Source organism: Streptococcus sp. UMB0029 (assembly GCF_002871495.1).
In the GTDB taxonomy this organism is placed as follows: domain Bacteria; phylum Bacillota; class Bacilli; order Lactobacillales; family Streptococcaceae; genus Streptococcus.
Genome location: NZ_PNGD01000006.1, coordinates 1 through 20,298, shown reverse-complemented (window position 1 = coordinate 20,298; position 20,298 = coordinate 1). Strand labels below are relative to the sequence as shown.

24 protein-coding genes and 3 pseudogenes are annotated in these 20,298 nt (G+C 34.6%); 23 read left to right on the top strand and 4 right to left on the bottom strand.

Going from position 1 to position 20,298, the window contains the following annotated elements:
- Positions 1 to 38 precede the first annotated feature (38 nt).
- The 12 genes and pseudogenes from CJ239_RS04890 (at position 39) to CJ239_RS04840 (ending at position 7,428) form a co-directional block, all read left to right on the top strand.
- Positions 39 to 680 carry a peptidylprolyl isomerase gene (locus tag CJ239_RS04890; RefSeq protein WP_078238484.1) on the top strand — a complete coding sequence of 214 codons (642 nt, stop codon included), beginning with the start codon at positions 39 to 41 and terminating at the stop codon, positions 678 to 680.
- 9 nt (positions 681 to 689) lie between these two features.
- On the top strand, positions 690 to 1,775 hold the full coding sequence (locus tag CJ239_RS04885; protein ID WP_102210750.1) for a toprim domain-containing protein: 1,086 nt from the start codon (positions 690 to 692) through the stop codon (positions 1,773 to 1,775).
- Positions 1,776 to 1,825: 50 nt separating this feature from the next.
- Positions 1,826 to 2,059: a DUF5965 family protein gene (locus CJ239_RS04880; protein ID WP_000152419.1), complete on the top strand. Its 234-nt coding sequence runs from the start codon at positions 1,826 to 1,828 to the stop codon at positions 2,057 to 2,059.
- Positions 2,056 to 2,439, top strand: coding sequence for a DUF5945 family protein (locus CJ239_RS04875; protein ID WP_000159212.1), 384 nt, complete (start codon positions 2,056 to 2,058; stop codon positions 2,437 to 2,439). The genes CJ239_RS04880 and CJ239_RS04875 overlap by 4 nt, the downstream gene beginning before the upstream one ends.
- A gap of 37 nt (positions 2,440 to 2,476) precedes the next feature.
- A complete protein-coding gene (locus tag CJ239_RS04870; RefSeq protein WP_000495438.1) occupies positions 2,477 to 2,749 on the top strand; it encodes a hypothetical protein in 273 nt (90 codons plus the stop codon).
- Positions 2,750 to 2,816: 67 nt separating this feature from the next.
- The gene (pezA, locus tag CJ239_RS04865; protein ID WP_000579623.1) at positions 2,817 to 3,293 is read left to right on the top strand and encodes a type II toxin-antitoxin system antitoxin PezA; all 477 of its coding nucleotides are present in this window, start codon (positions 2,817 to 2,819) and stop codon (positions 3,291 to 3,293) included.
- On the top strand, positions 3,293 to 4,063 hold the full coding sequence (pezT, locus tag CJ239_RS04860; RefSeq protein ID WP_102210749.1) for a type II toxin-antitoxin system toxin PezT: 771 nt from the start codon (positions 3,293 to 3,295) through the stop codon (positions 4,061 to 4,063). The genes pezA and pezT overlap by 1 nt, the downstream gene beginning before the upstream one ends.
- A 251-nt stretch (positions 4,064 to 4,314) precedes the next feature.
- Entirely contained in the window at positions 4,315 to 4,998 is a 684-nt protein-coding gene (locus CJ239_RS04855) for a LexA family transcriptional regulator (protein ID WP_102210748.1), read from the top strand.
- 2 nt (positions 4,999 to 5,000) lie between these two features.
- Positions 5,001 to 6,416 carry a Y-family DNA polymerase gene (locus CJ239_RS04850; protein ID WP_102210747.1) on the top strand — a complete coding sequence of 472 codons (1,416 nt, stop codon included), beginning with the start codon at positions 5,001 to 5,003 and terminating at the stop codon, positions 6,414 to 6,416.
- Positions 6,413 to 6,571, top strand: coding sequence for a hypothetical protein (locus CJ239_RS11705; protein ID WP_180958222.1), 159 nt, complete (start codon positions 6,413 to 6,415; stop codon positions 6,569 to 6,571). The genes CJ239_RS04850 and CJ239_RS11705 overlap by 4 nt, the downstream gene beginning before the upstream one ends.
- A pseudogene (locus CJ239_RS04845) lies at positions 6,552 to 7,019 on the top strand (alpha/beta hydrolase); the annotation flags it as partial. The gene CJ239_RS11705 and the pseudogene CJ239_RS04845, both read left to right, overlap by 20 nt.
- Positions 7,000 to 7,428 carry a GNAT family N-acetyltransferase gene (locus CJ239_RS04840; protein ID WP_102210746.1) on the top strand — a complete coding sequence of 143 codons (429 nt, stop codon included), beginning with the start codon at positions 7,000 to 7,002 and terminating at the stop codon, positions 7,426 to 7,428. The pseudogene CJ239_RS04845 and the gene CJ239_RS04840, both read left to right, overlap by 20 nt.
- A 110-nt stretch (positions 7,429 to 7,538) precedes the next feature.
- On the opposite strand, the gene CJ239_RS04835 is transcribed toward CJ239_RS04840, so the two are convergent.
- The gene (locus tag CJ239_RS04835) at positions 7,539 to 8,402 is read right to left on the bottom strand and encodes a helix-turn-helix domain-containing protein (protein ID WP_102210745.1); all 864 of its coding nucleotides are present in this window, start codon (positions 8,400 to 8,402) and stop codon (positions 7,539 to 7,541) included.
- A 350-nt stretch (positions 8,403 to 8,752) separates the two neighbouring features.
- Between CJ239_RS04835 and CJ239_RS04830 the strand changes: the two genes are divergently transcribed.
- The 10 genes and pseudogenes from CJ239_RS04830 (at position 8,753) to CJ239_RS04785 (ending at position 17,444) form a co-directional block, all read left to right on the top strand.
- The gene (locus CJ239_RS04830) at positions 8,753 to 10,048 is read left to right on the top strand and encodes a radical SAM/SPASM domain-containing protein (protein ID WP_102210744.1); all 1,296 of its coding nucleotides are present in this window, start codon (positions 8,753 to 8,755) and stop codon (positions 10,046 to 10,048) included.
- Between the two features lie 139 nt (positions 10,049 to 10,187).
- Complete coding sequence (locus tag CJ239_RS04825) at positions 10,188 to 11,630, top strand: ABC transporter ATP-binding protein (protein ID WP_257994434.1); 1,443 nt, start codon at positions 10,188 to 10,190, stop codon at positions 11,628 to 11,630.
- A 69-nt stretch (positions 11,631 to 11,699) separates the two neighbouring features.
- Positions 11,700 to 11,789, top strand: a pseudogene (locus CJ239_RS04820) (ADP-ribosylglycohydrolase family protein); the annotation flags it as partial.
- 122 nt (positions 11,790 to 11,911) lie between these two features.
- A complete protein-coding gene (locus tag CJ239_RS04815) occupies positions 11,912 to 12,790 on the top strand; it encodes a diacylglycerol kinase family protein (protein ID WP_102210742.1) in 879 nt (292 codons plus the stop codon).
- Positions 12,791 to 12,954: 164 nt separating this feature from the next.
- Positions 12,955 to 13,476, top strand: coding sequence for a hypothetical protein (locus CJ239_RS04810; protein WP_102210741.1), 522 nt, complete (start codon positions 12,955 to 12,957; stop codon positions 13,474 to 13,476).
- Positions 13,477 to 13,728: 252 nt separating this feature from the next.
- A pseudogene (locus CJ239_RS04805) lies at positions 13,729 to 15,471 on the top strand (glycoside hydrolase family 13 protein).
- Between the two features lie 119 nt (positions 15,472 to 15,590).
- Positions 15,591 to 15,902: a hypothetical protein gene (locus CJ239_RS04800; RefSeq protein WP_000420556.1), complete on the top strand. Its 312-nt coding sequence runs from the start codon at positions 15,591 to 15,593 to the stop codon at positions 15,900 to 15,902.
- Positions 15,903 to 15,905: 3 nt separating this feature from the next.
- Complete coding sequence (locus tag CJ239_RS04795; protein ID WP_102210740.1) at positions 15,906 to 16,622, top strand: alpha/beta fold hydrolase; 717 nt, start codon at positions 15,906 to 15,908, stop codon at positions 16,620 to 16,622.
- A 175-nt stretch (positions 16,623 to 16,797) separates the two neighbouring features.
- Entirely contained in the window at positions 16,798 to 17,034 is a 237-nt protein-coding gene (locus CJ239_RS04790; RefSeq protein ID WP_102210739.1) for an AbrB family transcriptional regulator, read from the top strand.
- On the top strand, positions 17,031 to 17,444 hold the full coding sequence (locus CJ239_RS04785) for a type II toxin-antitoxin system death-on-curing family toxin (protein ID WP_102210738.1): 414 nt from the start codon (positions 17,031 to 17,033) through the stop codon (positions 17,442 to 17,444). The genes CJ239_RS04790 and CJ239_RS04785 overlap by 4 nt, the downstream gene beginning before the upstream one ends.
- A 192-nt stretch (positions 17,445 to 17,636) precedes the next feature.
- On the opposite strand, the gene CJ239_RS04780 is transcribed toward CJ239_RS04785, so the two are convergent.
- Genes CJ239_RS04780 through CJ239_RS12125 form a run of 3 tightly spaced genes read right to left on the bottom strand, consistent with a single transcriptional unit; the run spans position 17,637 to position 19,486 of the window.
- Complete coding sequence (locus CJ239_RS04780) at positions 17,637 to 18,452, bottom strand: TIGR03943 family protein (RefSeq protein ID WP_102210737.1); 816 nt, start codon at positions 18,450 to 18,452, stop codon at positions 17,637 to 17,639.
- Positions 18,449 to 19,354, bottom strand: coding sequence for a permease (locus CJ239_RS04775; protein ID WP_102210736.1), 906 nt, complete (start codon positions 19,352 to 19,354; stop codon positions 18,449 to 18,451). Before CJ239_RS04775 ends, CJ239_RS04780 begins: the two co-directional genes overlap by 4 nt.
- The gene (locus tag CJ239_RS12125) at positions 19,355 to 19,486 is read right to left on the bottom strand and encodes an SPJ_0845 family protein (protein WP_004234728.1); all 132 of its coding nucleotides are present in this window, start codon (positions 19,484 to 19,486) and stop codon (positions 19,355 to 19,357) included. It lies immediately after the preceding gene.
- 170 nt (positions 19,487 to 19,656) lie between these two features.
- On the opposite strand from CJ239_RS12125, the gene CJ239_RS04765 reads away from it, so the two are divergent.
- On the top strand, positions 19,657 to 20,022 hold the full coding sequence (locus tag CJ239_RS04765) for a hypothetical protein (RefSeq protein WP_308409719.1): 366 nt from the start codon (positions 19,657 to 19,659) through the stop codon (positions 20,020 to 20,022).
- Positions 20,023 to 20,298 lie beyond the last annotated feature (276 nt).

Genomic DNA, 20,298 nt, shown 5'->3' with positions numbered 1-20,298 from the left:
TTATTCTTGACCTAGTTTTTATAGAAAGAAGGTCTAAGATGTTAAATAAAGTCAAAACTAAAGCCTTAATTAGTGTTGGAGCAGTGGCTGCAACTAGCTTTATTCTCATGATGGGATATACTGCTGGGCAACATTCTACTGCTAAACAAAGTCGCAAAGAAATCGAATTGGCTGCAGCTAAACTTGTAGAGGACAAACAAGCAGAAGATAAGGCAAGTATTTTGTCATCAGATACTGTAAAAGAATTTTTGACACAGTACTATACGAAAGAAAAACTAGGGGAAAATAATATACGTATTCAACCTTATATGACTGAATCGGCTTATTCTCAAGAATTGACAAGTCAAAACGATGCCATGAATCAAGTGTATAAGGACTATATTTTGGATTATCATTTTGAAAAAGCTGATATCTTTGTCAATCAGACTACGAATCAAGCCATTGCCATGGTCTCTTATAATGTAACCTATGTATCCGATTTAAAGAATGCCAACCAATCAAAGACCAATCAGACAGAAACCAGAACGGTTAAATTGTCCTATTCTAAACTACCTGGTAAGTTATTGGTCAATCAAGTGCAGGTTTGGAAATCTGGATTAGATGATTTAGATAAGACAACTCCCAAAACCTTAGAAGAATCATCATCAGTTCCATCATTGCCAAATACTACGACAAAATGATGATATTGCATGGAAATAGAAGAATGTAAGCAAATTTCAATTCTTGATGTAGCCAATCGTTTAGGTATCTCCTTTAAACAAGTTTCTAGTTTTGTCTATGAACATCCTGAACACGATTCATTTCGGATTTTTTCGAATACCAATACTTTTAAATGGTTTTCAAGAGATATTCAAGGTGATGTCATTGATTTTGTTCGACTTGTTAAGGGAATTTCCTTTAAAGAAGCTCTAGCTTTTCTTTCTGAAGAACCTTTTCAAAAAGAAGCTGTTCAAGAAAAAAGAGAGAAACCATTTTATTATCCTTTAAAGGGAATAGAAGATTCTAACTGTAGTCTGGCCAGATATTACTTAACAGAATGTAGAGGAATTTCAGAAGAAATCGTACAAAAGATGATTCAACAAGGTTTGATAGTACAAGCTCGTTGGAAAACAAATGAAACTGTTGAACCTGTTATTGTTTTTAAAAGTTTTGATCATCGTCACAAGATGCAGGCAGCAAGCTTACAAGGGATTTATAAGAATCATTCTCTTCCTAGAGAGAGGTTAAAAACGATTCTAAAAGGAAGCCATGGACATGTTGGAATATCCTTTGACATTGGTAAACCAAATAGACTGGTCTTTTGTGAATCGTTCATCGACTTGATGAGCTATTACGAACTGCATCAACAAAATCTATCAGATGTTCGTTTGGTATCTATGGAGGGATTAAAAAGATCTGTTGTGGCTTATCAAACTTTACGACTGATAGCTGAAGAAAATCAGAAGTTGGAATTTTTAGATACAGTAATACCTTCAAAGTTATTGCCTTTGATGAATACAATTCGTGATACCACCAGCTATTTTGATAATCATCCTGATTTATTGACACTGGCAGTAGATTGTGATGATGCTGGAAAAGATTTTTCTGATAAGTTATCTCAAGCTGGATTGCCTGTTTTACTGGATTTACCTGATAATGAATCTGGGAAAGAAAAAAGAGACTGGAACGATATTCTTCGAGAAAAGAAATCAGATTTACAATTGATGATCGAGAATGCAAAAGAGACATTGAGGAATCAACCAGTAAGACAAACCTCTCAATGTTTAGAATTGTGATAACAAAATCAAGATGTTTTAGCTAATATTAAAATGAAGGAGGATCGTATATGACCATAATTGAACGCTTAGAAGAAAAGGTCACTAGGCAAGAAAGTAAGGTAGCAAGAGAGACAGAAAAACTCGCTGCTTACAAAGAGCAACTGGAGACAGCGATGTTTGCGACGTTCAAAAGGCGTCAAAGCATTAGTCACATGAGTTTTGAAGAAGCTCTTGACCATGCCTTTGGTAAAGAAAGACAATTCGATGATTCTGAATTTAGAAAGGATGAAATGAGTGAATGACAAAAGATTGGAATTTTAATCAACCATTAGAAAGTAAGTCAGAAAATCAAGAAGATCCAGATAAAATTGCGGCCTTATTTGGAAATCATCAAGGAGGTAATGATGTAAATTATGAAGCAGCTTTTCAAAAGCGAAAACAAGCGCCTGTAACGGAATCAAATCCTAGTTCTAAACCCAAAGTTACAGAGGTTAGAACAGGAAAAGAGACAGATATCACTACAAGTTATCAGCAACATCTTAAAAGACTGATTGCGGATAACAATAGCGATATTCAAAGCAGTCAAAAGAAAATTGAAGAGCTACATACGTTGATTGACACAAAGAATAAAGACAATAAGAAATTGCAGTCCATTTATGATGCGATTTCCGAATTACACTAAGCAGTCCTGATAGGCTGCTTTTTTTGAGAGGTTATAGATGTTTACAACATTTTTTAAGAAAAATCACGACAATAGTGATATATTTAAAAAGCTGATTCATAGACTATCTGATATGTCTTCCCAAGATCTTGAAAAAATAGACCGACTGCTAGATATCATTTTCACTCCAGATCAAGGATCAGAACAACTAAAAACAGAATCAACTTACAGAGAAGAAACTTTGGACGACACATTAAAGGAAGCTAAGAATCAACTTCATAAGGAACAATTGGAGAAGAATTTAGAGAGGTTTAGGAAAAACAGTCAATAACGCACCAATTTTGGTGCGTTATGCTTTTTTATGCTATAATTGAATTATAAAAATAAAGGAGTTTGCCATGATTGGAAAGAACATAAAATCCTTACGTAAAACACATGAATTAACACAACCCGAATTTGCCCGAATTATAGGAATTTCTCGAAATAGCTTGAGTCGTTATGAAAATGGAACGAGTTCAGTCTCTACCGAATTAATAGACATCATTTGTCAGAAGTTTAATGTATCTTATGTCGATATTGTAGGAGAAGATAAAATGCTCAATCCTGTTGAAGACTATGAATTGACTTTAAAAATTGAAATTGTGAAAGAAAGAGGTGCTAATCTTTTATCTCGACTCTATCGTTATCAAGATAGTCAGGGAATTAGCATTGATGATGAATCTAATCCTTGGATTTTAATGAGTGATGATCTATCTGACTTGATTCATACGAATATCTATTTAGTAGAAACTTTTGATGAAATAGAGAGATATAGCGGCTATTTGGATGGAATTGAACGTATGTTAGAGATATCTGAAAAACGGATGGTAGCCTAGTGGAAATCCAAGATTATACTGACAGTGAATTCAAACATGCTCTAGCACGGAATCTTCGTTCACTGACAAGAGGAAAAAAGTCCAGTAAGCAACCTATAGCGATTTTGCTCGGAGGGCAAAGTGGTGCCGGTAAGACTACAATTCATCGTATTAAACAGAAAGAATTTCAAGGAAATATTGTTATCATAGATGGAGATAGTTTTCGTTCTCAGCATCCACACTATTTAGAACTTCAGCAAGAATATGGCAAAGACAGTGTTGAATACACCAAATATTTTGCAGGTAAAATGGTAGAGTCTTTAGTAAGAGAATTGAGTCATTTGGGATACAATCTTTTGATAGAGGGAACTTTACGAACTATTGATGTTCCAAAGAAAACAGCACAACTCTTGAAAAGTAGGGGATATGAAATACAATTAGCCTTGATTGCGACAAAGCCTAAGCTGTCCTATCTGAGCACCCTTATCCGATACGAAGAACTATACGCTATCAATCCAAATCAAGCACGCGCAACTCCAAAAGAACATCATGATTTCATTGTAAATCATCTAGTTGATAATACACGACAATTGGAAGAACTAGCTATCTTTGAAAGAATTCAAATTTACCAACGAGATAGAAGTTGTGTATATGATTCGAGAGAAAATACAACTTCAGCAGCAACAGTTCTTCAGGATTTACTGTTTGGGGAGTGGAGTCAGGTCGAGAAAGAGATGCTTAAATCTGGAGAAGAAAGATTGAAAGATTTAACTAATCGAAATGGTTTGTAGAGTTAGATTTTTAAAATAAAGTCTATTGGATCGTCAATTAAAAAATAACGATCCTTTTTTATACTCTCTATTTTCTTCTTCATATTTTTTCAAAAGTTTTAGCATTCTTCAGTGATGATTTCATAGCAATATAAGTACGAATTTAGCGCAGTTTATGATTATTTTAAATCTTGGGGGTTATTAAACTCTTGATTTTTTCAACAAGTTATGGTACCCTTTTGTTAGTTAATAAACTTACAAAAGGAGAACAAATGTTTTCACCTACTAAATTAAAAGAAAAAAGAGAAAGTCAGGGGTTATCACAATCTCAACTTGCATCTAGTTTGGGGATTAGTAGAGCCTCATACTTTAATTGGGAATCAGGTAAAACGAAACCTAATCAAAATAATCTAAGCAAATTGAGTGAGATTTTGAATGTAGACCCTCGATATTTTGAATCAGAGTATGAAATAGTAGAAACCTATCTCAAGCTAACTAAAAAGAATCAAAAAGCAACACTTCATTATGCTACAGAACTGTTGAACAAACAGAATGCGAAGGTTGTAGAAATTCCTGAGCGTTTTGCTTATAAAGTTTACGAAAAATTATCAGCTGGTACAGGAACAGCTTATTTTGATGATGGGAATTACGATACAGTTTATTTTAATCATCAATTTGATTATGACTTTGCATCATGGGTGTTTGGAAATTCAATGGAACCGACATATGAAAATGGTTCTGTAGCCCTTATTAAGCAAACGGGATTTGATTATGACGGGGCTATCTATGCCATAGATTGGGATGGTCAAACCTATATTAAGAAAGTGTATCGTGAAGAAAATGGGCTTCGTTTAGTTTCACTCAATCGGAACTATTCAGATAAGTTTGCGCCTTATGATGAGAATCCTCGCATTATAGGGAAAATCGTTGGGAACTTTATGCCTTTAGAGGACTGAGTATGACTTGGTTTGATTATAGTCTCGAACCTAAAAGTGATATTGCCTTTATTGATATGAAATCTTTTTACGCAAGTGTAGAATGTGTAGATAGAGGATTACACCCACTTAAGACTTCACTTTGTGTTATGAGTCGTGCAGACAATTCTGCCGGGTTAATCCTTGCTTCCTCTCCTATGTTTAAGAAGGTCTTTGGAAAGTCGAACGTTGGACGTTCCTATGATTTACCATTTGATGTAAAGACTCGCAAATTCTCTTACTATAATGCTAAGAAGCAAGGTTTACCGACAACGATAGATTATGTTCGTTATATAGAGGAATGGGCAAAATCAACCGTGATTGTTCCTCCGAGAATGGATACTTACATTGCTGTCAACATGGAGATTCAAAAAATCTTTCAAGATTTTGCAGCACCAGATGATATTTATCCCTACTCAATTGATGAAGGATTTATTGATTTAACAAGTTCATTAAATTATTTTGTACCAGATAAAAGTATTAGTAGGAAAGATAAATTAGATATTATTTCGGCTGCTATTCAAAAAAAGATTTGGAGAAAAACTGGAATCTATTCAACTGTAGGCATGTCTAATTCCAATCCCTTATTAGCTAAGTTAGCACTAGATAATGAAGCGAAAAAGACTCCGACAATGAGAGCCAATTGGTCCTATGAGGATGTCGAAAAGAAAGTATGGACTATTCCTAAAATGACAGATTTCTGGGGAATTGGAAATCGCATGGAGAAGAGATTACATAATTTAGGTATCTTTTCGATTAAAGAATTGGCTCAAGCTAATCCTGACTTGATTAAAAAAGAGCTTGGTATCATGGGTCTAGAGTTATGGTTCCATGCCAATGGGATTGATGAAAGTAATGTTCATAAACCTTATAAGCCAAAGTCAAAAGGGATAGGGAACTCTCAAGTTTTACCTAGAGATTATATTACACAAAGAGATATTGAGATCATACTTCGTGAGATGGCAGAACAAGTTGCAGTTAGATTGAGAAGAGCTGGTAAAAAAGCAACAGTCGTTTCTATACACTTAGGGTATTCTAAAGTGGAACAGAAACAATCTATTCATACTCAAATGAAAATTGAACCAACCAATCAAACAGCACTACTGACAAACTACGTTTTAAAGTTATTTCACACTAAATATACTTCAGGAGCTATCAGGAATGTGGCAGTGAGCTATTCAGGTTTAGTAGATGAATTCTTTGGATTGATTTCATTATTTGATGATATTGAGAAAATAGAAAAAGAAGAAAGACTCCAGTCCGCAATCGATGCTATTCGAACAGAATTTGGTTTTACTTCATTATTGAAAGGGAATGCCCTAGACCAGGCTTCTAGAACAATTGCAAGGAGTAAACTTATCGGAGGACATTCAGCTGGAGGATTAGATGGGCTAAAATGATAAATCGTTCTTATTTACCTTTTTTGTCTGCAAGAGAGTATCAAGATCGTGGGATGGCAAAGTGGATGGGATTCTTTTTATCAGAACATTCAAATTCTCTTTGGGAAGAAAAAAATAAAGAAGATATCTCCATTTCCCTATCAAAGGTTAGCTAAAATCAGCATCTTTATAGTGTCTCTATTTGGTAAACTGATGTTCAATAAATTCTCTTGCAAACTTCAGTTAAGCATGATGAACAAACTCTATCCTAAACTGGCTTATCCAGAGGAAATAAAAGCTTATTATTTGGAGGATCTGCCAAGGACGACTGTTAAAACATTGGTGACCATTTACAAAAACTATATGGGGCGTTACAAGCTGAAAGATATGATTTCTGCTAGCAAGGCTCAGGTTCTGTATATCTATGGTGAAAAAGAATTGAACTGTGTGAAAGAATCAGCGAAATTATTTCATCAGCTACATTCAAATACAATTTTGTATGAAGCAAAGGGCTATAATCACGGCTATTTATCAGCTTACCTGCCTCAAGAGTGGATTGATTTGGTTGAGCCATTTTTAAAGAGCGATTCATTGGAAATGTGTAATGAATCTAATATGTCATAAGGAGGAAACGAATGCCATTGATTTATTTCAATATGCCAGTAATCCAGAGGTTGATCCGATTGCAGGTTGCCCTGTACATACCAGTGTTGAAAACAGCAAGGAGATTATAAAAAGTGTTTTTTCATCACCTAAAACATACGCTGTAGTTTTAAAGGAAACTATGCAGCCAGTTGGTAGCATCGGATTGATGATCGGCTCTGTAAGTAGTATAGGTATTCCCGATAATGAGGGGGAGATTGCTTACTGGGTAGAAGTACCGTATTGGGGTCAAGGTCTTATACCAGAAGCAGTTCATGAGATTGTGAGACATGTATTTAAATGTATTTGTATATGTCGTTTGCGTATCGGAAAAATGAATACAACAATAAATATTTATTTATTTATTAAGAAGCTAGGAAAAAGCCTTTAAAATTAGAAAAACGCATAGTATCAGGTATTGAATGAACAACCTTGATATTATGCGTTTTATTGTTGAAAGATTTATTTTATTTTCTCCTAAAGTTGAGTTTTTGCTCAGATTCAATTTTTAGTATCTGCAGATGAAATTTTTTCTTTAAAGTAATCATCCCACTTATTGGCTTCATCTTTTGTAAAGAGTAGAGAAACAGTTTTAAGTATTGTTTGATGAATGTTATCGGCTTCTTCTTTGTCACACCAAATATACATATAGATTGCTTTGAATTCAGATAGACATAATTTCTCATAAGTAAAATATGTAGGAAACTGTTTACGAGATAATAATTGGAGCAGTGCTTTGCTGGCATTTTTTTCACGTCTTGCTAAAAGAACAGACAGACAATTAATGACAGTATCAATTTTTATGCGATCTAGATTGTTTCGCAGTTGATTGGGAGTGTTTTTTAAAATACTATCTGTAAATAGGACTATAGCTTCTGTCGTAAAGTGATGAACAATATTTCCTAGCAAGCCAACATCTAAATTGGTCCAATAATCTAAGGAGAAAAAATAATCTGTCAATTCAGAAATAATTTCAGGTGTGGGTTCTTTTTCTTGAAGTTTAGAAATTATAACATCAAGAACTAAAGAGATAATATGGTAGATGTAGTGTTTTTTAGCGACAAAAAACTCTTGAAATGTTTCACGCTTTTGTATGAGAACTGCTATATCTTGAGTTTGTAGAGCATTCTCCACTTGGTTCATCAATTCTAGGAACTCTGCATCTTGAAAAGCACTCCATTCAAATACTTCGTTGATTTCAACAACCATAAAACCAAGTAATTGTAATAACACATCATTAGATAGATTTGTTTTCCCTTTTTCAAAATCAGAAATGCTACTTGCGCTGCCTGCGACATTGGCTAGATCTCGTAGTGATAGCTTGCGTTGTTTTCGAATGGCTTTAAATTTTTCTTGAATATTCATGTACGGATTTCCGAATTTCTTCTTTACACTTTTTTTAATATTATATAATAATGGTATCAAAATTGAAAGGAGTTTTATTATGGTTATCCAAGAAATTGTCGAACACGACATGGAACAAGACTATGGAATTGAATTTAATAATTTAGTCTGTGGTGCTGGTTGCTAGTAATTTTATTAGCTAAATTGTTATTTAATTGAACAGTAAAATTCCAAATATTTTTGAGATACACTGTTTAATTAGAGTGTTAAAAGGTAATAAAAATATGCTTTTATTATCTCAGTGTATTGTAGTGTGCAGAGTACGATTTTGGGATTAACTCTGCACGCTGTTTCTTGATGGAGAAGATGAGATGAAGTATTCAAATTATGTAATAGAATTGAAAAAAGAAAATCATACCTTCTTATTTAATACCAAGAACAATATTTCTTTGAAAATTGAAAATAAACTTTTGGATAAGATTGAGAAGGATAATCATATCAAAAGCGAGTTTGAATCTTTTTTAAAATCTCAAGATTTTGATGAAAAAGAAAATGAGTTAGACAAAATGATTGAGTTATTTAGGAAAAGGGATGAAACAACTTTGAGAATTATTATTTTAACTCATGGTGATTGTAATTTTAGATGCAAATACTGTTATGAAAAATTTTCAAATTGTACTATTACATCTCAAAAAACTGGAATAATAGATTTTGTAAATCAAAAATTATCTGAGAAAAACTTTGAAGACTTACATGTATCTTGGTTTGGAGGAGAACCATTACTAGGATATCGAGATATTTTAGATCTTTCAAAGGAATTGATTGCAATTTCTCAAAAGTTAGGGATTCGCTATCACGCTGATATGACAACGAACGGATATTTGTTAAATCGTACAGTATTAGATCGATTAGTGACAGAATGTTACGTGAAAACATACCAAGTTACAGTAGATGGTTCTCGTGAAGGGCATGACAATCAGCGTATTTTGAAAAATGGTCATGGTTCCTATGATCGCATTATGAAAAACTTAAAAAATGCAATAAATTTAGAATCTCAATTCCACGTTATGATTCGCTTGAATGTTTCTCAGGAAAATTATAAGAATATTGAAAAATTTTTATTAGAAGATGCACAGGTTTTTAAAAATGATAAGCGATTTCATCTGCTATTTCGAAATGTAGGAGATTGGGGATGCGGTGATAGAAAAGAGGGATACGAGGTAAAACGATTTGAGTCAGATGTTTCTTTTGAATTATCAAAAAGTGCAATTAAATTAGGGTACAGATTATTTGATGATTTTGTATTCAGAAGTAATTATTCATCATGTTATGCTCAAAAACCAAACTCTTATACGATTGACACAAAAGGGAATCTATTAAAATGTACGGTTAGTCTTTATGACGAAGAAAATAAAATAGGTGAACTAGGAAATAGTGTCATTAATGAGAACAATCAAAAAAGATGGGTACATTCTTATCAATTTGACTCTAAATGTCAAAAATGTCAATTATTGCTAGTTTGTAATGGTGGAGCTTGCCCTAAGAGAGATATTTTCAATGAGACTAGTTTTGAGGAAAAATGCTTCAAAATGAGAAGAAATATTATGAACAATTTTGAATTATCAATTTGTTCCAATAATATAAATTATGAATTGAAAGCTGACTAAGATGAAAATAATCGTAAAAATCATTTCAAAATGGAAACTACTTGGTTTCGTTATCTTTGCTTTACTGTACTCTTGTCAGGGCTTGTTGATTTCACTGATTATCCAAATGGCCGGCTCTGTGGATATTGAGAATAGAGGGATGATTGCAATCTTTGGACTGTTGAGTCTTACTTTCTTTATCTTTATTTATATTTGCATGTACCTAAATAACGTCCTTCTACGTTCCATCATAAAAGATATCAATTTGTTTATTTCTAAGAAAGCTTTGCGTTTATTTGCAGACAAAAGATTGGAGTATTCAGCATCTGAATTTAATTCTTTTTTAACCCAAGATATTCCAATGTTTTGGAAGGAATATTTATCTCCACTTTTTTTATATCCTATATTTGGCACCTCTATTCTAGTGTCTGTCATGTATTTAGTATCACAGGATGTTGTGGTTGGTCTACTCTTTACCATAGGTGGTTTTCTCATGATCATGCCTCAATTTGTTTTTCATAAACTATTGAAAAGACGTGGTGAAGAGCTGAGTAAAGCAAGAGAAATCAGTTTAGCCAATATCACAGATTTTTCAGCAGGGATTGATACTATTGTTTCAAATAGAGTTGAGCAAGAATATTGTCAACATGTTTATGATACCATTGATCAGATGGAGTCTGGTCAATATCGTTACTATACAAGTCATAATTTGGTTATGTTTTGGACAGGTCCTTTGAAAGGACTAGGGCTAGTGGGGCCTTTTGTGATTGGAATGGTGATGATGTCTGCCACCCATCTTTCCTTGACTGTTTTGATTGCCATGATGACAGCATCTATGAATCTGATTTCTCCATTGCAACAACTCTTGGAAGCAACCTCTACGCTTCAATCAGCGACAGTAGTAAAAGAAAAAGTGCTGAATATTCTTTTAAAAGAGGATATTAAACGGGAAGAGGTATCTGAAACATTCCCAACCACTCTCGGAATATCTATAAAAAATGTTAGCAAGAAATATGCAGATAAGATTATTTTTGATGACATAAGTGTAAGTATGGAAGCTGGGAATCGAGTCTTGCTTACAGGAGCCAGCGGTAGTGGCAAATCAACCTTGTTTCACATCTTGACTGGGGATGATAGAGACTATGATGGAGAGATTTGCTTTTTAGATAGGCATGGCAAGCAGTATGCTCCCAGTCATGAGTTGGTATCCACTATTCATCAAAAACCTTATATTTTCAAAGGGACGCTACGGACAAATGTATCTCTTTACCAAAATCATAACGATAATGATATCAGAAAGGTACTGCAAAGAGTTCAACTCTGGGATGAACTGGGTCAGGATCTTGATTATTATCTCGATGGAAACAATCTTTCAGGTGGACAGATGATGAAAATCGAGATTGCTAGAGCGCTGTTGAGACCAAGACCAATTTTACTAGCAGATGAAATCACCGCTGCACTAGACAAACAAAATGCAGACGAAATCCATAAATTGCTATTTTCTCAGCCAGCTACCATTTTAGAAATCGCCCATAAGTTTCATCAGGATGAATATGAGAAAGTTTATATATTAAAGAATGGTAAAGTTCTGGAAAGTAACTAAGAAGAAACTTCTAAATAATTTAGGAATTAGGGTAAAAAAGTAGCTGAGCAAGATTGTTCAGCTATTTTTAATTGGATAAAGGATAAGGCCTACTCTTACTTGGATGAACCCTTAAAGGATATACTCAGGCGATGGGATAATATGGTTGATATAAAATAAAAGAGTTTAAATCTACAGTACGTCATATTTCGTTTTTCTATATTTTCATTGTATAATGAGGGTATAGTTAGATGCGTATGATGAAATATAACCATTTCTAACGGATTTCGAGGTGAAAATCAATGAAAAAGGCAATGTTAATTATCAACCCTACCTCTGGTGGCGAGAAGGCTTTGGATTATAAAGAAAATCTAGAGAATAAAGCAAAAGAATACTTTGAGCATGTGGAAACAAAAATTACCGAAAAAGCTTTGGATGCAACACACTTTGCTGAAGAAGCTTCTCGTGAACAGTACGATGCAGTAGTTGTTTTTGGTGGAGATGGGACTGTCAATGAAGTCATTTCAGGTATCGCTGAGAGAGACTACATTCCTAAGTTAGGTATTATCCCTGGTGGTACGGGTAACCTTATTACAAAACTTTTGGAAATCAATCAAGACATCGATGGCGCGATTGATGAACTCAATTTTGATTTAAGCAACAAGATTGATATAGGTAAATCAAACGACAATTATTTTGGTTACATCTTTAGTATAGGTTCTGTTCCAGAAGCGATTCACAATGTTGAAATTGAGGACAAGACGAAATTTGGTATTTTGGCCTATGCTGTTAATACCATGAAGTCTGTTATGACGGATCAGGTCTTTAATATTAGGGTTGAAACAGAAAATGGAAATTATGTTGGCGAAGCTAGCCATGTTTTGGTTCTCTTGACAAATTACTTCGCCGATAAGAAAATCTTTGAAGAAAACAAAGATGGCTATGCTAACATTTTGATTCTAAAAGATTCTTCAATATTCTCCAAATTATCAGTCATTCCTGATTTATTGAAAGGCGATGTTGTCGCAAATGATAACATCGAATATATCAAAGCGCGCAATATTAAAATCTCTTCAGATAGTGAATTGGAGTCAGACGTTGACGGCGATAAGTCGGATAATCTACCTGTAGAAATCAAGGTACTAGGCCAACACATTGAAGTATTTTCAAAACCGAAATAGTAGACGGTAGAAGTTAGTGCAAATGATGGTGTGCTAACTTTTTCGCTTATAAAGTAAAGATGTCCTGTAATTACTAAAAAATCTATCTCTTTTGTATGTTTCACTTGAAATATTTATAAAAATATAATTATTATATACTATAAGAAGTAAAAAGGAGAAGTAATATGAGTACAAAAAATGAAGTTTTACTTAATGATATTCTATATTTTTATAAAGATAAACCTAATCACATTCAAACTGACAGCCCTAAAGATTCTTGTTATTATCTTGTAAGAAAATTTTTTAAAGGAGGCAAAGAAGAACCTGATGTTATCTATATCAATGAAATTAATAGAAGAATTAATAAGAAAGAACTAACTAAATTAGAAACATTTAAGTATTTCACAGAAGATGAGGCTCGGCAATTAGTTACTGGTGGAATAGAAGAGACTGAGAACGGGGAATATTTTTATAGTCAAAAATGGCATCTTTATGTATCCTACATGGCTTACAAAGAAGTTACTTCATTACTAGATATACCAAGAACAAACTTCAAAGGAATAACGACAGCTGATTTTGAGAAACCATTTAACATCAGTAACTTTAAGCAAATAAAGTTTAAAAAATGGCTCAAGAAGGAAGCTACTGCAAACGAAGATGCAACTTGGGAACAGGTAGAAGAAGAAATATTAAAGAGTAGAAAATAGAGTAGTTAAATGTTTATAGTTTAATAATTATGAGTTTATATCTTTAGTTTTTAATGATTCATTAATCTAGTAAAATATAATTATTTACAATAAAGTTTAAAGCCTTTTTTAAGGCTTTTTGTATACTAAAAAAGATAGTTCTTTTAAAAAATGGAGCATTCTTGCAAATAGTTTACAAAAATAGTATACTGGATTTATTGTTTTTTGAAAACGTTTGCGTGAAATTAAATTTAAAATGTAGGAGACAAGTTAATGGAATTAAGTGCTATTTACCATAGGCCAGAGTCTGAGTTTGCCTATCTTTACAAGGATAAGAAACTTCATATTCGGATTCGAACTAAGAAAGGGGACATTAAAAACATCAACTTGCATTACGGGGACCCTTTTATCTTTATGGAGGAGTTTTATCAAGATACAAAAGAAATGGCCAAGCTGACTTCTGACGCTTTATTTGACTATTGGCAGATTGAAGTGTCCGTTGACTTTGCGCGTATCCAGTATCTCTTTGAACTCACTGATACAGAAGGCCAGAGCATTTTGTACGGCGATAAAGGCTGCGTTGAAAATTCTCTAGAAAATCTTCATGCTATTGGAAATGGCTTTAAGTTGCCTTATATACATGAAATTGATGCATGCCAGATTCCTGACTGGGTTTCAGATACGGTGTGGTATCAAATATTTCCTGAGCGGTTTGCCAATGGAAATAATCTATTAAACCCAGAAGGGACTTTAGGCTGGGATTCATCTATCACACCTCAAAGTGATGATTTCTTTGGGGGTGATTTACAGGGGATTATTGATCATCTGGATTACTTGCAAGACTTGGGCATTACTGGTCTTTATCTCTGTCCGATTTTTGAATCTACGAGCAATCATAAGTACAATACGACGGATTACTTTGAAATTGACCGTCATTTTGGAGACAAGGAAATCTTTCGAGAGCTGGTCGAGCAAGCTCATCAGCGTGGCATGAAAATCATGCTGGATGCTGTATTTAATCATATTGGTTCGCAATCGCCTCAATGGCAAGATGTTGTCAAAAATGGTGAACAGTCTTCTTATAAGGATTGGTTCCATATTCAACAATTCCCAGTGATGACTGAAAAACTAGCCAATAAGAGAGAGTTGCCTTATCATGCTTTTGGTTTCGAGGACTATATGCCTAAGCTAAATACAGCCAATCCAGAGGTCAAGGACTATCTATTAAAGGTTGCGACTTATTGGATTGAAGAGTTTGATATTGATGCTTGGCGTTTGGATGTAGCTAATGAGATCGACCATCAGTTTTGGAAAGATTTTCGCAAGGTAGTTTTAGCTAAAAAGTCTGATTTTTATATCCTAGGAGAAGTCTGGCATACGGCTCAGCCTTGGCTAAATGGAGATGAGTTCCATGCGGTCATGAATTATCCTTTATCTGATAGCATCAAAGAGTATTTCTTACGAGGAATTAAGAAGACAGACCAATTCATCGATCAAATCAATGGTCAGTCTATGTATTACAAGCAACAGATTTCAGAGGTTATGTTTAATCTCTTGGATTCGCATGATACAGAACGCATTTTGTGGACGGCAAATGAAGACGTTCAACTGGTTAAGTCAGCCTTAGCCTTCCTCTTTTTACAAAAAGGAACACCCTGTATCTATTACGGAACATAGTTATCCTTGACAGGAGGACCAGATCCAGATTGTCGTCGCTGTATGCCTTGGGAACGTGTATCAAGTGACAATGATATGCTGAACTTCATGAAGAAGCTAATTAAGATTCGCAAACACGCGTCAGCAATCATTCCGCATGGTAAGTATGGCCTCCAAGAAATCAAACCTGACCTAGTAGCTTTGGAATGGAAATATGAAGGGCAAATCCTCAAAGCCATTTTCAACCAGTCAACAGAAGATTATATTGTCGAAAAAGAAGCAGTAGCACTAGCAAGCAATTGCCAAGAATTGGAGAATCAGCTTGTCATCTCTTCAAAAGGATTTGTGATTTTTCATTAAAGAGCAATTATGAGCGACAGGAAAGTTGTAGTATAGAGAAGATTTTACAAACAGACTATTTGTCGCCTTGCTACAAATGATATATAATTTAAATTAGAGAAAATAGGAGGATTAATCAAATGGAATTAAAAGATTTTACAGAAAAAGAACAGGAAATGATTAAGAAGGGGCTGACTACGTCTAAGATTAGTGACAAGGAAACTGCTGAGAAGATTCTTGCGCTTGTCCCACAAGACTTGATTAAGCGCATCCCGTTTTTCGTCAGAAAACATGCTACTACACGTACGATTAAACGGATTTCAATTGAACACCCTGAACTCTACGCTGCAGCTCAAACAAGTGGTGAAATCCCAGAAAAGGAACGCGAAGAATTGCGTCAGATTATCACAACTATCTTTGAACAAAAGATGAATAAACATAGTATTAAGTAGAGAATGAAAATATATTTTATAGGCGGTCTAGGAAGCAATGTTTATCATAGCAAGGATTTTCTTCAAGAGCTAGATTTGCAGGTCTGTTTTCTAAATCCGTATGAAAAGCATCTTCGAGATGAAACAGAATTGAAATCATGGTTTAAAAATGAGATTGTAGAGGGAGAATCTATCTGTCTGATAGGCCATTCTCTTGGAGGGGATTTAGCTCGTTATTTCGCATCGGAATTTTATGAAGTGAAAAAACTGATTCTTTTGGATGGTGGCTATCTAGATTTAGATAAGATTTTAACTTTAGATGTGGAATTAGAGGAAACTAAAAACTATATCAAATCTCAAATTATTTCGGACTTAAATCTTCTTATTTCTAAAGAAAAATCCGAAGCAAAGCATTGGTCAGAAAATATGGAGAAAGCCGTAAGGCAGTCCTATCACTGGAATTCTGAGTATAATAGATATGAGTTAGCTATAAATTATGAAAATATAGAAGCGATACTCCGCCTACGGAGGAAAATACAAGCTTTTAAGAGAGAAGTGGGAGATACCTTATTTATCAGTCCTTGCTATCCTAATGAAACTAGATGGAGAAAGGAAGCACTAAAAGAATTGCCAGACTATGTTGATACTATTTTTCTAGAGAACTTTGGCCATGAACTTTATACAGAAGCACCTAAAGAAATCGCTAGTCTAATTAATGAGTGGCTCTCTTGTTCTCATTGAGCTACTTGTATTACTTGAAATGGTATAAGCTTCAAAACCTGTTAAAATAGTGGCATTAATAACTTTTCAAACCATAATATTTATTTCCACTGATAGAGATTGTTACTATAGCCAATTATCCTGCCATTGTAATTACGGTAATTATTTGTTATAATACTTCAAAGGAGGAAATCAGATGGTCGTAAAAACAAGAAAACAAGGAAATTCAATCACTATTACGATTCCAAGTGAATTTAATATTCCAAGTGGTGTTAAATACGAAGCTAAATTGTTACCAAGTGGTGAGATTATCTTTACTCCTGAAGAATTGGGTCAGCAGGTTTCTTATGTATCTGATGATGCCTTTGACTTAAATTTAGAGAAAATCTTTGACGAATACGACGATGTTTTCAAAGCTTTGGTCGAAAAATGACAATCTATCTAACAGAAAAGCAAATTGAAAAAATAAATGCTTTAGCAATTCAACGGTATTCTCCAAATGAGAAAATTCAAACAGTTAGTCCTTCCGCTTTAAATATGATTGTCAATTTACCAGAACAATTTGTCTTTGGAAAACCTCTTTGTCCAACAATTTTTGACAAAGCAACGATACTATTTGTCCAATTAATAAAGAAGAATGTTTTTGCAAATGCTAATAAACGAACTGCTTTCTTCGTTTTGGTGAAATTTCTACAGTTAAATCAATATCGTTTTTCTGTAACGGTTGAAGAAGCGGTAAATATGTGCGTAACTATCGCAGTAGAATCCTTAACAGATGAAAGCTTAACCACTTACACCAAATGGGTTTCTGAACATTCGTTTAGAATTAATGGAAAAAAATAAGCTCAAATATTTAATTCTTGTAAGTATAAAAATAGATAAAGAGACTATATTAGAAATCTGTCATGCAGAAACTGATATTGTCTCTTTTTATTGATAAGTGAGAATTTTCGGTATCTTCCTATATCTCATATAACAAAAAACGAACAGGCTCTTTTTCTGTCATTCAGAAGAGAACTTGTTCGTTTTGTTTTTTTAAAACACGCGATACACATAGGGATTTTCTGGTTTATCGACTTTGGTAAAACTGTCGATTTCCAAGGTTGGGAGATTTTGTTTGAGTTCTTTATGGTAGTGATTGACCAGTTTTCCTTTGGCTGAAATCCAAGTGTTGTTTTCATATTGACGAGTATTTCCCTTGGTCAGCAATCCATACACACCAGAATCTGCGATACAGTGAATAATGCCGAAGCGGAACAGAAATTGACTATTGGCATGGCTGGGATCATTATAGACAAAACCTGTGAACTGGACTGTCTTGCCCTCAAACTCATCTGGATAGTCGTATATGGCTTCCATGACTTCCATATAGTTTTCATTCGTAATCTGAATGCTATCTTGGGACAAATATTTATCCGCTGCCGTTCGCATTTCCTTTTCATAGGCTGTTTTTGAGAAATAAGAACTGGTATCTGGTTTCAAATATTGGCTTGTCGTCCCTTCGCTGGTCTGAATGGCTTGATCCGTTCCTTCTGATAAGGGGAAATGATAGCCTTTAGCAGAAACGGTCTGAGAATCCAAGCTAACAGTTGGGAAAGTTAAACCGACCACAATTGGAATAGCCAGAAGAGCAACACTCGTCCCCTTCGCTAATCGGCTGTTCAGATGACTGTGAGTTTTAACTTGCTTCATCCAGATATACAATTGAACGATTGCCAAGATAAATGAAAGCACCATGGAGATATAGGCTAGATAGGAATAGTGCATGTTGATGTACTGGTTTAATTTGCCTGACAAATGGAGATAAATGGTCAATTCAAAATAGCCAGCTAAAACTAAAAATCGAATCATAGGATGACTCCAATCAAGAGAGAATAGACTAAAACGACCAGAGTTACAATCGTAATGAAGTGACTGATGAATCGTGCTTTCAAGTAATTTTTCATCATGAGAATATTTTTGATATCCAGCATTGGACCAATGACGAGAAAGGCCAGAACTGGTGCTAAGCCGAAACTCGAGAGAAGAGAAGCTCCGATAAAAGCATCAGCCTCACTACAGAGTGAAAGAAGAAAGGCCAAAATCATCAAGAGTAGGATGGCAAAAAGAGGGGTTGCACTGATAGAGGTCAGAATCCGAGTCGGAACGTAGACCTGTATTATAGAAGCAAAGAGGCAGCCAAATACTAAATAACGTCCCGTATCAAAAAATTCATCAATGGCTTGCACAAAGACCTGAAACACTTTTTTTGCAGGATTCAGATGAGAAAAATCGTGCTCATGACAGGTCAACCGATTTTCTTTTTGAATGGGTTCTTGCCAGAAAAATGCCAGAAAAATCCCAAGTATCACAGCCACAACGATGGACCCTAGAGCTCTTAACAGGGCGACGTGGAAAGAATTGCCAAAGGCAGAATAGGTCGCAAAGAGGACAATAGGATTGATAACAGGTGCAGTTACGAGAAAGGGAACGGCCGTGTAACTGGGAACCTTCTTTTCCAGAAAACGATTGATAATGGGGACGATTCCACATTCACAAGAAGGGAAAAGCATCCCGACGAAAGTCCCAAAAAAGATTCTCCCCCAACGATTTCGAGGGAGAAAATGATAAACTTTTTCAGGAGTGATATAGACTTCAATCACTCCTGAAAGAATACTTCCTATCAGTACGAAAGGGAGGGCTTCAATGATAATGGAGAGGAAAATAGCCCCAGTCTGAAGCACACTAGATGGGAGTTGTTGGAAAACAGTCATCTAGTTTTTCTTTTCTGCTTTAGCTTTTTTCTCTTTGTCATCAGGGAAAGTGACTTGCTTCAAATCAGGGAGTTTAGCAAACTCTTCAAACATCTTGTCCAAGTCGTCCGTTTTTGTAAATTTTACAGCCATGGGTGTACCTCGATTCTAAATTCTACCTCTATTATACTATTATTTTGAGGAAAAGGGAAAAGTTAAAATTGAGTATCTAACGAATCATAGAGCTTGATATATCCTAATATACACTATGATTGTGATATAATAGCTATGAAGTAACGGAGGAAATGATGGATCACTAAAAAATCGGTCAGGTTACCGATGAAGTAAAAGAAATTTTTAATATTGTTCTTGAAGCTAGTGATATCAAGGTTAACAAAGAAGGTTTAATAAGCCATATGTTGAAACGGCATCATAATGATGTGATTCATCATATCGAAGATTTGGAACTTATACTAAGTAATCCATATTTCGTTGGGGTCAATCCACGAGAGAAAGATTCTAGTTTTGAATATGTTAAAAGATTTGATGACAATGTCCTTGTTGCCATCAAGTTATATAAAAGTGGCGATTTCTTTTATGTTCCGACCATGTATCGCTTACAAGATTTCAAGTTACAAAGTCGTATCAAGTCTGGTAGATTGAGAAAGCTTGACAAAAAAAGTAGATAGTGCTAGAATAACATTAACGAAAGACATTTGAGGGCAGAAAGGTTCCTGCCACACCTTGAAAAAGGTATCTGAGATGCTGGGTACACCGACCAGCCAAGTGTCCGTTATTTCAAAGGAGGGAGCTTAAATGCTCCTTTTTTGTTTAAAAATTTCAAAAAAGATTAGGCTCTTTGTCAACTGTAGTGGGTTGAAGAAAAGCTAAGCTCGAGAAAGGACAGATTTAGTCCTTTCTTTTTTGATATTTAGAGCCATAAAAATCCGTTTTTTGAAGTTTTC